Genomic DNA, 12,897 nt, shown 5'->3' with positions numbered 1-12,897 from the left:
ACACTGCAAACCTACCTTTGCGCCCTTATTTGGGCGTTTTTTGTGTTTGGACCTGCGAGAACCCGAAGCCCCAATCTTGTAAAAATCAAATTATAATCTGTTTATGAAAAAACTTCTTTTACCCATTGTTCCTGTGGTAATTGCTGGTTCTTTGGTTTTCAGTGCGTTTGGCCCGGCACGGGCGGCGCGGCCAGAGCACCGAGTATCAATCAGTCACGCCGGGACGCACGCACCGAAAATCCGGATCACCGGCCGGGTGCTTGACGGCAACGGTGACCCGCTGCTCGGTGTTACTGTCATTGAAAAGGGGAACAACAGCCACGGCGCTGTGACCGATGTAAACGGGGAGTTCGTGATCGAGGCTGCGGCAGGATCCACGCTCGTATTTTCATTCGTCGGCTTCCTCGCTCACGAAGTGGTGGTTTCGGATGAAAAACCATTGAATGTTCAGTTGAAGCAAGATGCGATGATGCTCGACGAGGTGGTGGCCGTGGGTTACCAGACACTCAGAAAAAGCGATCTTACCGGTGCTGTTTCGAGTGTAAAAGCAAAGGAATTAAACCTCACAACACCTACTGTCGGCCAGGCCCTGGTTGGAAAAGTAGCCGGCGTGCAGATTTCCCAGGTGAGCGGCGCGCCTTATGTGGGAACAAAAATCCGTGTCCGCGGTGTGGGTTCTATCAATGCAAGCTCTGATCCGCTTTATGTGATCGACGGCTATCCGGCTGGTAATGATGTATTTATCAATCCTAATGACATTGAGTCCATTGATATCCTGAAAGATGCTGCCTCTGCGGCCATTTACGGTTCGCGTGCGGCGGGTGGTGTGGTTTTGATCACTACAAAGCGCGGCAAGGAAGGCAGAGGGAAATTGGAATACGATTATCAGTTCGGGGTGCATCAGCTGGCCAAGAAGGTGGATATGCTTAATTCTTCTGATTTTGCGCAATTGCTGATTGACGGCCGTAACAACACGTATCGCGACCTGATGGTGAACGGCGGAAAACCCTGGAACGACGCCATGTTTTCGGACGACAATGCAACCCGTATCAAAAACCTCCCCGGCAGCGCGGGTTCGGTGAGCATTCCTACGGACATTTATGATTTTGCCAACCAGCGGCTGATCACACCTAAATACAACACCGACTGGCAGGACGAGCTTTACCGCAATGCGCCGGTGAGCCGCCATAACATCAGTTTCAGCGGCGGGCAAAAGGGCCTGCGCTATGCGATCAGCGGAGGGCACCTGACCCAGCAAGGCATTATCCTCAGCACCAAACAGGAGCGGACGAACTTCCGGGCAAACATTGACGCGGATGTAAACAAGAAGCTGAAAGTCGGTGCTAACCTGGCTTACACTTACAATATGAACCGCGAGGTGCAGGAAGGCCGGTTCAATCAGGGGCCGATTCTGGGAGCGCTGGTGTATATGCCGATTTTCAAAGCTTATAATGAAGACGGCTCGCTTGCCAAGAATGAGGCGGCTGCATTGAGCTCCGGATTTGGTTTGCAATCCATAGAAAACCCTGTTGCGTTGGCCACAGAAACGCACATTAACCGTTCTGGTCAGCGCGGAACTTACAATGGATTTGCCACATTTGAAATCATTAAAGATCTGACGTTCAAGGTAAACCTGGGCTTGCAGACTTATAATGAGAAGTATGAATTTTACCGGCCAACGAGCCTGAGCGAAGGCGCTAACCCGCCAGGATCACCTCAGGCCATTGCAGCTGCGAATTCCGTGGCAAGGACAGTAAGCTTCATGGATAAGCTTGCTGAATTTACCCTCAATTACAGAAAGACATGGGGCAAGCATAATTTCGACGGATTACTCGGTTACACAGCGCAGCAGAACAACCGGGACGTGATTTCCGTTACGGCACGCGGTTACCAGAACGACCGGATCGAAGAAATTACAGGAAAAGGTGCGGACGCGATTTATTTTGGATTAAACACGGGCAACCCGGAAGGCGACGGAACGGGAAAAACTAATTGGGCATTGCTCTCCTACCTGGCCCGCGCGGTTTATAATTTTGACAATAAATATTACCTGACCGTATCTTTCCGGACTGACGGATCTTCGCGTTTCGGTCCTGACAACCGCTGGGGAAGCTTCCCGTCGGTTTCGGCAGGCTGGAACATTTCGAATGAGCCGTTTTACAACGATCTGCTGGGTAGCGCTTCCACGGTGAAACTGCGCGCCAGCTGGGGATTGAGCGGAAACAACAACATTGGTAACTACAACTTCCTGCAAACGATGGCAGCTCCGGGCGGGGTTGTTCTCGGAAACGGAACGGTGAACACAGCCTTGTGGGCCGGGGGCATTAAAGATCAGAACCTGGGCTGGGAGTCGACTTCACAATACAATGTGGGTCTCGACCTCGGGCTACTTAATGACAGGCTTTCCATCATTGCCAACTATTACCTGAGCCGTTCTTACAACCTGCTCTTCAATCAGCCGCTTTCGGCGATTTCCGGTTCTTCAACCATTTTGACAAACCTGAGAAATTCCAAAGTACAGAACACCGGATTTGATATCCAGGCAGATGCAAGAGTTATCTCAAACCGCGATTTCAACCTGAACATCAGCGGTAACTTCTCGCTCAACCGCAACAAAGTACTCGATATGGGTGGTGCGAACACCATTCTTTCTACCGGTGCGGAACGCTCTTACATTACGCACATTACCCAGCAGGGGCAGCCGATCGGGATGTTTTATGGTTTCAAAGTAAAAGGCATGGTGCGTGAGTCGGATATGGAAAATCTGGCGGCTGACAATGCGGTTTACAATGCTTCGACGCAGAAATTCCCGGCCGGTTATGTGCCGAAAGGACCGGCGCGTTCAACGGCCTCTACCAATCCGCTCCGTCCGGGTGACCTTTACTTTGAGGATATCAATGGGGATGGCGTCGTGAATGATGCGGACAAGCAGGTGATCGGCACGCCGCATCCGAAGTTTACCTATGGATTCGCGATTTCGGCGAGCTATAAAAACTTTGATTTCAGCTCTTCGTTCAACGGCGTTTACGGCAGCCAGGTACTGGATGGTCAGGATTATTACATTTTCAATATGGAAGGATCAGGTAACCAGTATTCCAAAGTGCTGAACCGCTACCGCTCCGAAGCGGAACCTGGCGACGGTAAGATCTATCGCGCCGCACGCGGAGGCACGCAGAGCAACAGCACGCGTCTGTCTACATTCTATCTGCAAGACGGTTCATTCCTGAGATGTACCAACCTGACATTGGCCTACAACTTCCCTCAGATCGCCCAGATCAGCAAAAATGCGATCAGTAACCTCCGGATTTATGTGGGTGTAGATAATGCATTTACATTGACCAAATATTTGGGCTACAACCCTGAGGTGGATTACAATAACGGTTCCAACCTGACGCCGGGTGTTGATTACGGTAAATATCCATTGGCCCGCGCCTACAACATTGTCGCACGCATCACCTTTTAATTAAGCAGCTATGTTTGACAAAAAATATAAATTAACCCATATCATTACTGCGCTCGCACTTTGCGTGCTCAGTGCCTGCTCTACCGATTTCATTGACCTGGAAGATCCGAATGCAGTTTCCAATGCATCATTTTACCAATCGCCCGGCGACGTGGAAGCGGCTGTGAATGGCATTTACCAATCGCTACGCAATGGAAACGGAATCGGGGAAACCAGCGCGCTGTACAGCGAAGAACGTTCGGACAACACGGGGAGGAACGACAACCAGTCGAATGCAGGTGAGCCGTTTCAGTTCAACGATTTTTCCCTTCTGCCCAGCAACACGTATCTGAAAAGCCACTGGCTGGCATTGTACCAGACAATCACACGCTCCAATCAGGTTCTGGAAGGAATTGAGAAGGTGAATTTTACAGATAACAACCTGAAAGAGAAGTACAAGGCAGAAGCCAAATTCATGCGTGCATTGATTTACTTTCATCTGGTACGCAGATGGGGCGATGTACCTTTGATTACCAGACCGTTGACATTTGCAGAAGTACCGCAAAATACGTTCCGTGAAAAACAGGATGTGGTTTACCAGCAGATCGTCACCGACCTGACCGATGCTGTGAACAGTCCGCTGCCGACCGTGCAGACTACCGCATTGAAAGGAAAAGTAACCAAAGCTGCGGCGAATGCATTGCTCGGACAGGTGTATCTGACGATGGCAACCACGCTGGACCAGGCAAACCGGACTGCGAACCTCAATCAGGCGAAGAACTATCTGACCGCTTGTTACGACCTGCGCACATTCGGGACTTTGAAAGAAATCCCATACGCAGATGTTTTTGATGTAGCTAAGAAATCTACCGTTCCGGAGATCATTTTCCAGGTAGTTAACAAGCAGGGCGACATTAACTTTTCGTCGGCCATTGCGCGGAACAATCAGGCAAGAGGCGAAACGATCAACTCACTGGTGACTTCCACGGGCGCAGGCGGCAATGTTAAGCCGGATCTTGTGCTTGACTATGAAGAAGCGGATGTCAGAAAAGATTTCAGCATCAAGTTTGCCGCGGACCCAATTGTACGCGATTACTTTATCACCAAGTTCCGCGATGCAAGTCCGGCTGCTACGAACCAGGGTTTTGGAGGAAATGACTGGATTTTGATCCGCTATGCTGATGTGATCCTGATGTTGGCTGAGGTCAATATGTGTCTGGGAAATGAAGCGGCGGCAATCGGTTTCCTTGACCAGGTCCGTGAACGCGCAGGTCTGCCATTGTACGCCGAATCGATCCGCAATGCGACTTACCGCGCCAAATATCCGACGTTGAAGCTCGCGATACTGCACGAACGCCGCACGGAGCTTGCCTTTGAAAACCATCGCTGGTTTGACCTGCTGCGCTTTTTTACAACCGACGAGCTGGTAGCTTATTTCAAAGCGAAAAGCCAGGACAGTTTTGGTCTTGCCAAACTTTCGAATTTTGGACCAAAAGACCGCTACTATCCGATCCCTTTTGACGAATACAAACTTGATCCGACGAGAATGTACCAGAATCCTGGCTATTGATCCAACCGGACGAAACCTGCATGGGGGCGCTTCAACTTTGTGAAGCGCCCCTTTTTTATTACCTACGCATTCACACTACTTCATTTCACTACCTCACTGACCAAGATGACGGGGCTTATATTGGTGTAATTTGCAAAGTCCGCCCGGATCGCATCCCTGTTCGGGCCAATCGCGTCCTGGTACTCTTTCAGGCTTTTTACGTAAAATGAGCCGATAGCCATAAATGGCAACGGCTGGTTGGGAATGCCGCTGGCAACACCTTTTTCAATGGTATACCTCACCAGGTTTGATCCCAGGAACCCGGCTACCATGGGCATGTGCTTGGTTTCATAGTAATCCACATCAAAGGTTTTCCCTTCGGAGAATGGATACAGCACGGATATTTTAATCAGGCCCTTCTCAGGAGTCGCCGCATTCGGCTTTGCTTGACCAAAAGCAGTGAGAACAGTGGCAAATAGAAAAAACGACAGGAGCAGTTTCAATTTCATAATCAGTTTTCCGGTGTTAAGATGTTTTTGTGAAATACTTCAAAAATAGTATCCTGACGAACTTCCCCGGCAGGGCAGCCGGGACTTTTACAGGGTGTGATCGGGACATTAATGCTGCTTCGCGAAAATCAGCGTGCTGCATTGAGCGTGAAGTAATTTAATACTTTTTTGCAGGAGTTCATTTCCGCTTACATTTGCTGTATGAAATGGTTTATTTACTTGTTCTCACTTTACCTGCTGACACTTTCGGGCTTCACCTGCGAAGCTGATAGTGATTGCTGTAAAGAAAAGATCAGCGAGCAAGCCAGCAATGATCGCCCTGCAAACGATCACAAAGCGCATAGTGTGTGCATTCCATTCCTTGCCTGCGGAGCGTGCAACAGCATTTTGCCCAGCCAGCTGTTTGTAAAATTGTCACTCTCAGCCATTACCATTCCCAAAGCACCCTTCTACTACCTCGAAGCAACCTGGACTAATATGCCGGCTTCGATCTGGCAACCGCCGCAGATAGCCTGATATTTCACCCATCAATTGCCGGGTGTCGTTACATCCGTTCCCAGGCTATTCTTTTATTAAAATCAACTTCAAATGAAAAAAGCATTTGGCGCTTTCCTATTGCTGCTGAGCAGCAGTGTGGCAATGTCGCAGCATACATTGACAGCCGTTATCCGTGACGCAGCATCGAGCCAGGCGCTTCCCGGCGCAACTGTAAAGATTGCCGGAACCACGGTCGGCGCAACTGCAAATGAACAAGGTTTGATCAGTCTGGCAGGGATACGCGCAGGCAGGCAAAAGCTCACATTCAGCTTTATCGGGTACCAACCGCAGGAGCAGCAAATTACCTTTCCTGTGGCGGGCGATACGCTCATTGTACTGCTGGAAGCCAGCGATGAAGAGCTGGAAGAAGTGATCATCTCGGCAACACGCAGCTCGCGCACAATTCAGAACATTCCTACCCGCGTGGAGTTTATCGGCGGTGAAGAGCTGGAAGAAAAGGCCAACATGAAACCAGGTGATATCCGTATGATGCTCAATGAAAGTACCGGTATCCAGACGCAGCAGGTTTCGGCAACTTCCGCTAATTCGAGCATCCGTATCCAGGGGCTCGACGGTCGTTATACCCAGATCCTGAAAGACGGTTTCCCATTATACGCTGGTTTTTCAGGCGGACTTGGCTTGCTGCAAACACCTCCGCTGGACCTCAAACAGGTTGAGGTTATCAAAGGCGCTGCTTCCACTTTGTACGGAGGCGGCGCAATTGCGGGACTTGTAAACCTGGTGTCCAAAGCGCCGGCCGACGAAAGAGAGCTGCGCTTTCTGATCAATGGCACTTCTGCGGGCGGCCTGGATGTGAATGGGTTTTATAGTCAGAAGTTCAACAAGATTGGGCTTACGCTTTTTGCTGCACGCAACAGCAGTCGCGCTTACGACCCTTCCGATGAGGGTTTTTCAGCTATCCCAAAGACTGAGCGTTATGTATTTAACCCCAAATTGTTCGTCTATTTCAATGACCGGACGCGCTTGAATGTCGGACTGAATACCGTCTTTGAAGACCGCATTGGCGGGGATATGAACTACATCAGGAACGAAGGCGATGCATTAAACCGGTACTTCGAAAAAAACAAGAGCAGCCGCTTGTCAATGCAACTGAGCTTCGAGCATGATTACAGTGAGCGAATGCGGCTGACTGTTAAGAATTCCGTAAACAGCTTTGATCGCAGGATCAGTATTCCTGCCTATACTTTCGACGGCCGGCAACTTTCGACGTATTCGGAGGCAGCATTCAACATGAATCACGAGCGCTCCGACTGGGTGGCGGGTGTCAATCTGTATACCGAGCAGTTCCGGGAATCGCCGGCCGATAACTTTGTCAAGAGGGATTATACCCAGAATACGCTCGGCGCATTTGTACAGAATACCTGGCAGACGGCGCCCTGGCTCAGTATTGAAACGGGCCTCCGTGGAGATTACGTGTTCGATTACAGCCTGGTACTCTTGCCCCGGATCTCCGGACTTTTCAAAATCACGCCTGAATGGAGCTCCCGACTTGGTGGCGGACTCGGGTACAAAACTCCTACCATTTTTACAGAGGAGACTGAGCGCAGGCAATTCCGCTCTGTATTGCCGATAGGCCCGGAGAACAATAAGCTGGAAAGATCTTATGGTGCCAACTTCGATGTTAATTACACCACGCACTTTGGCGCATTGAGCTTCGGTTTAAACCACATGTTCTTCTACACGCGGATCAATGATCCATTGCTCCTTGGACCAACCAGAGATTCCGGCACTGCTAAACTTTCGAATGCAGATGGTTTCGTTGACACAAAAGGAACAGAAACCAATTTGAAACTGGGTTATGGGGATTTTAAACTCTTTATCGGATACACATTCACAGATGCGAAACTACACGAACAAGGTGCAAAACGTGTGAACCCGCTAACAGCCAAACACCGGCTCAATAATGTGCTGATGTACGAAGTAGAAGACAAATGGAAGATCGGCCTGGAAGCATATTATTACAGCAAGCAGACGCTCAATGACGGATCGGTGGGCAGATCGTACTGGATTACCGGCTTCATGGCAGAGCGGCTTTGGGAGAAATTCTCGCTGTTTATCAACTTTGAAAACTTCACTGATACCCGGCAGACACGCTTCGGCTCGATCTACAACGGCAATATCACTAATCCCGTATTCAAAGACATTTACGCGCCGCTCGATGGTTTTGTAATCAATGGCGGCATCAAGCTTCGTTTATAGGAAATGTAAGTTGCCGCCGTGTTCCATTTGATCAACCCCGGTCCTTCTGCCGCTTGTTCATCGGACAAGGCAAAGGGCCGGGTTCTTTCGGTGGCTGTTGCTTTTAGCTATTGGCTTTTAGCTGTTAGCTTTTACAAAAGATACAGACTAAGAATCTGAGGCTAGTTTCGCATCCATTCGATGGCGGTTGTCACTTTTTTGTCTTTCAGGAGTTCTTTGAAGTCGTCGCCGTTCTGAACTTCAATATCCGGCTTGACACCGTTGCGATAAACTTGCCCCTTCGCGTCTGAGTAGTAGCCTGTTGAAATGAAGAATGTCAGATCTTTTCCGATGGCAAACCCACTTAATGCTGTTGTAAATCCTTTTGTTGGTTCGCCTATCGTTTTACTATTGTTCAGGCTCTTGAATGCGACTGCCACTGCCTCGCCGCTGCTGGCAGTAATTGGTCCCGTAAGCACGGCAATCTTCCCGGGATTTAGGCGGGATTTGCAGCGCACTCCCGAGGAAGTTCTTCGCTCCTGCTGAACATAAAAATCGCCGGTTTTCATGATCCAGTTGCCTGATACTTCTCCATTGCTGTTAACAAAAGAACCAATTTTCCCGTCGCCCAATAACTTGTTCAATCCACCAAACATCGCAAACATACTTCCGCCGTAATTCAGCCTCAGATCAATGATCCAATGCTTTACATCCTTGTTAATCAGATCACAAACATGTTGTTGAATCTGTTGATTATAAGCGTCTTCCTTCCCTGATTGAAAATCCGGGCTCGCCGGAATTCTCAGGTATGCAATGGAGTCGTGAAGCTGCACGGACACGATATCCTTATCATTCCCGTAAGCGGCCTTTCTCAATGCCGGACTTACGTTCTTGTAGGTATCAGTTTCATAACCAATGCTGTTATTGTTGTAATAAATGAAACCGTGTTTATCCTTTAAGTCTTTAAGGATCAATTCCAATGCAGGAACAAGCTGGTCTACGCTCGCTGCATTCTCAGCCGCCTTTGAAACACTATGCCGGAGCTTTGCCCAATCTACGTTCCTGGTATTCAATGCATTCTTTTCAGCAATAACCAGCGCCTGATCCGCATAAAGCGCGAATAATGATCCTGCATATCTTTCCAATGTCAGCGGAAAAGTGTAGTTGCCCTGAATCCATTTCCCGGAGACCTGGCTGGTGCCGAGTCTGGCTTTGTACGTCGCCTTCATTCCCTCAGAAAATTCCAGATACAAGCTGTCACCCACAATCAGGCATTCAGACGCAGGTAATTCGAATACTTGCTGCTGAGGTATCGAGACTTTGCATTTCAATTTCCCGATAAATGGTTTTTCAAACCTGAAATACAAGGCAATGTTTTGGCCGGGCGCATTTAAGGTTCCCTTCCACATGTTTTGAGATAGGTTATCCTGTATTTCTTTTTCGCAACCAGCCAAACAAATTGCCAGAAAACACAGGAGCAAAGTTTTCTTCATGAACAAACCGATTGAAATCACCAGCCCAATAATCGTCATTAATTTCCATTTAAGCAGCTGGGGGCAGATTTGACGTACAAACCAACGGCCACCGCATAACTTGCTGGCGATCCTTCAACTGAATACCTGACGCAAATCATTTTTTCTCCCTGCTTAGGTCAGCTTTTCCCGCCTCCGGGTTGACTTATTTTGATGCAGCCACAGCAATCATGTGTGGCAGAACGCATTAAAGGTGAATCATTCAACGGGCCAATCCCCACTATTCCTTTTCGCCCACCATCAATTTGAAAAACTATGAAGAAGATCATTGCGGCCATTGACGGCCTGAGATATGCGGAGAGTACAGTTCAATATGCGATCCAGATTGCCAGGGAAACCCAGTCCCATCTGATTGGCGTGTTTCTCGAAGATTTCAGCTATCACAGCTATTCGATCTACGACTTGGCACCGCGACTGGAACCCTGGGAACATCAGCTCCGGAAGCTTAATGAGGAAGACACGATTAAGAGAGCCGAAGCAGTTGAGAAATTTTCGGAGATCTGCCAGAAAGCGGACATTGAATTCACCGTACACCACGACCGGAATTTTGCACTCCCCGAGCTACTCCACGAAACAGTATATGCCGACCTGCTGATTATCAGTGGAAATGAAACGCTGTCCCCAGTTCCTACGAATCCCCCGACAGGCTTTGTGCGTGACTTGCTCGGGGACATTCAGTGCCCGGTGCTGGTAGTGCCGGATGATTTTGAATTTATTGACAAGATTGTCCTTCTATATGACGGCCAGCCTTCTTCCATGTTTGCAATCAAGATGTTCAGCTACCTGCTCCCATTCCTGAAAATGCTGCCTGTGGAAATACTCTCCGTCAAACCGCTGGAAGAAAACCTGCATTTACCGGATAACCGCCTGATGAAAGAGTTTTGCAAAAGGCATTTCGGTAATGTCACTTATCATGTGCTGCATGGCGTACCGGAGCAGGAAATTGTAAATCACCTTGCCAAAAGTGACCAATCGGCATTGATCGTCCTGGGTGCCTATCAACGCGACCTCGTGTCACGCTGGTTCCGCCGCAGCATGGCTGATGTTTTAATGGAAAAATTAAATAACCCTCTCTTTATCGCGCATACCTAAAATGACGAGGCCGGGACAACAAACCCGGCCTTTATTTTTCCTACACCAACCGCGCGACCGGCTGCTGCACGCAAGTCCAGGTAAGTAAATGGGCGTGGTTGACCACATCAGCTGCAATGCTTGCCATAAAGAGGTGGTTGAGGTCTGTGGTGCCGTGCGTGGTCATGGCGATCATATCTGCACCAATCTCCCGCGCAAAATGCAGGATACCGTCTTTCTCATCAGGCGCAGTAACTACATTGACTGTAAACTTTGAAAACCCGTGGAAACGGGCATATTCGTGCATACGCTCCGCCAGAAGTCGAGGATCGTGGGTTCCGGAGGTATCAATCCTGAGCAAATGCAGTCGAGCACCGAGTGCTTCCTGAAGTGCTTTCAGTCGGGATATTCCATACTGGTCTGAAAGAACAAGATCACATGGAAAGACTACATTTTTCACATGACGAAGGTGCGTTGGCCCTTTGATCGCGAACACCGGTACCGGTGAGGCCCTGACCAGCTTTTCTACGTTTGAACCCATAAATGCACCTTCCCAGCCCCGGGAACCGCGCGTGCCGATTACAACCGTATCAACGGCTTCCTCTGCAATGAAATCGGTGATTGTGGGCACAAATTTCCCGGAACGGATCAGGTGGCGCACCTTTACAGGCGGCGCGAATTTGGTGAGAATATCCTCGAAATTTCTCGTGAATGCCGCTGTAACAAACGGTTCGTCCTTCTGCTGCTGCGGGCTGATCACCGAGAGCACTGTAATGGACCCGGATGTTAATGCAGCAAGTTCGACTGCAAAGTAGAGGCCCTCCAAAGCTGGCTTAGAGAAATCGCAGGGTACCAGGATGTTTTGCACAGTATTCATTTCGGGGACCACTTAGGCCGATAATCAACAAGCGCAAATTAGTCCGTGAACCCAGCAGAACGAATGACGCTCTGCCACACAAAATCATGAAATTTGACAGCCTGGGATATTCGCTGAAATAAAAGCAGACGAAGTTTGGGGCGCCAGGGAGTGGAGATCGGCGGAACCAACTATTTATCTATCAAACCAAACAACTACTCTTTAAGGAGCATCAGTTGATCGATATGCCGGCGTATTCTTTCAACTTCGGCATTCATGGAAAGATATCCGTGATTTTGATTTGGCGGCGCGACCCAGGTATTGCTACCATCCTTTGCCACCTTGCACTGCCCGTTTTTGTTGACCAGAAAGAACGGATCTGCACCCTCCACTGCTTCAAGGATAGCAACCTGATCCCAGCTGGCGCGACCTTTGAATCCGTTGTACAGTTCATACGCTTTGTAAACGGGACTTTCAGGATCGCATTCCGCCTTGAATGGTGCGCCTCCCGTTACGATCTGATTACCGACTTCCCACCCAGCGAATGTAACAGGCAAGCTCCATTTGGCCAGTGAATTAACAGTCGACGAAGGATCTGGCCGGTAGAAATTGGCCTCTTTCCCCTCCGGGAACTGGCCGCCCATACAAGACCAGCGCACTACTTTCCGCCTGACCAGCTCCTGCCCGTTCAAAGGGCTGACCGCATCGGGAGCGGAGTCCAGCAGTCTGCTGAGGCTTGTCAGATGACCGATGGTGATTATCACGACGCTTTGATCGGGTTCAGCGGCTAGCAGCTTCCGGTAAACCAGGGTACCATCCTCTGCATCCGCATTGGAAGCAAAGCGGTTGGGAAATTGCCGGGCTATTTGCTGCGTATATTTTGAAAACGATTTAAGCGAATCTTTCTGGCTTACCCCGATTGGGATATCCTTCCTGCCAAACCATGCATTGATCGCGTCGGTACAGGGGGCACTATATTGTTCGTCGCTGGTTACGATGATACCCAGTATGCGCGCCTTCTTCTGCTTTTCGTATGCATGCAGCATAGCAAGCGCGCCCACATCGTCGACGTCAGAGTCCATATCCGTGTCCAATATCACCGATACCGGCGCTTTTCCGGAAACCTGCGCGGAAGTCGTGTTTGCCTTTTGAATCAATAGAAATAATGCGAAACAAAATGGAAGCAGCCTGAACATAGCAAA

The 12,897-nt window shown here is 49.4% G+C and carries 9 protein-coding genes; 5 read left to right on the top strand and 4 right to left on the bottom strand.

The window, feature by feature from the left end:
* Positions 1-103: 103 nt before the first annotated feature.
* Entirely contained in the window at positions 104-3,463 is a 3,360-nt protein-coding gene (locus tag Q369_RS0108775) for a SusC/RagA family TonB-linked outer membrane protein (RefSeq protein ID WP_031527429.1), read from the top strand.
* Between the two features lie 10 nt (positions 3,464-3,473).
* Positions 3,474-5,012 (top strand): RagB/SusD family nutrient uptake outer membrane protein, encoded by a 1,539-nt coding sequence (locus tag Q369_RS0108770; RefSeq protein WP_031527428.1) that lies wholly within the window; start codon positions 3,474-3,476, stop codon positions 5,010-5,012.
* An 80-nt stretch (positions 5,013-5,092) separates the two neighbouring features.
* Here Q369_RS0108770 and Q369_RS0108765 read toward each other — a convergent pair whose 3' ends face one another.
* Positions 5,093-5,500, bottom strand: coding sequence for an EthD family reductase (locus tag Q369_RS0108765; RefSeq protein ID WP_031527427.1), 408 nt, complete (start codon positions 5,498-5,500; stop codon positions 5,093-5,095).
* A gap of 201 nt (positions 5,501-5,701) precedes the next feature.
* Here Q369_RS0108765 and Q369_RS0108760 point away from each other — a divergent pair, with 201 nt between their 5' ends.
* Positions 5,702-6,016: a hypothetical protein gene (locus tag Q369_RS0108760; RefSeq protein ID WP_031527426.1), complete on the top strand. Its 315-nt coding sequence runs from the start codon at positions 5,702-5,704 to the stop codon at positions 6,014-6,016.
* A gap of 72 nt (positions 6,017-6,088) precedes the next feature.
* Entirely contained in the window at positions 6,089-8,257 is a 2,169-nt protein-coding gene (locus Q369_RS0108755; protein WP_031527425.1) for a TonB-dependent receptor, read from the top strand.
* Positions 8,258-8,418: 161 nt separating this feature from the next.
* Here the strand turns inward: Q369_RS0108755 and Q369_RS0108750 are convergent, their stop codons facing one another.
* Positions 8,419-9,729: a S41 family peptidase gene (locus Q369_RS0108750; RefSeq protein ID WP_169739243.1), complete on the bottom strand. Its 1,311-nt coding sequence runs from the start codon at positions 9,727-9,729 to the stop codon at positions 8,419-8,421.
* A gap of 294 nt (positions 9,730-10,023) precedes the next feature.
* Between Q369_RS0108750 and Q369_RS0108745 the strand changes: the two genes are divergently transcribed.
* Entirely contained in the window at positions 10,024-10,860 is an 837-nt protein-coding gene (locus tag Q369_RS0108745; RefSeq protein ID WP_031527423.1) for a putative universal stress family protein, read from the top strand.
* A gap of 40 nt (positions 10,861-10,900) precedes the next feature.
* Here the strand turns inward: Q369_RS0108745 and Q369_RS0108740 are convergent, their stop codons facing one another.
* Both Q369_RS0108740 and Q369_RS0108735 read right to left on the bottom strand, forming a co-directional pair.
* Positions 10,901-11,716 carry a universal stress protein gene (locus Q369_RS0108740; RefSeq protein ID WP_031527422.1) on the bottom strand — a complete coding sequence of 272 codons (816 nt, stop codon included), beginning with the start codon at positions 11,714-11,716 and terminating at the stop codon, positions 10,901-10,903.
* 194 nt (positions 11,717-11,910) lie between these two features.
* Positions 11,911-12,891 (bottom strand): nucleoside hydrolase, encoded by a 981-nt coding sequence (locus tag Q369_RS0108735; RefSeq protein WP_031527421.1) that lies wholly within the window; start codon positions 12,889-12,891, stop codon positions 11,911-11,913.
* Between the last annotated feature and the right edge of the window lie 6 nt (positions 12,892-12,897).

Origin of the sequence: Dyadobacter crusticola DSM 16708 (genome assembly GCF_000701505.1) — a bacterium.
Lineage (GTDB): Bacteria > Bacteroidota > Bacteroidia > Cytophagales > Spirosomataceae > Dyadobacter > Dyadobacter crusticola.
The sequence above is the reverse complement of the archived record's forward strand: the minus strand, read 5'-3'. Positions and strand labels throughout refer to the sequence as shown.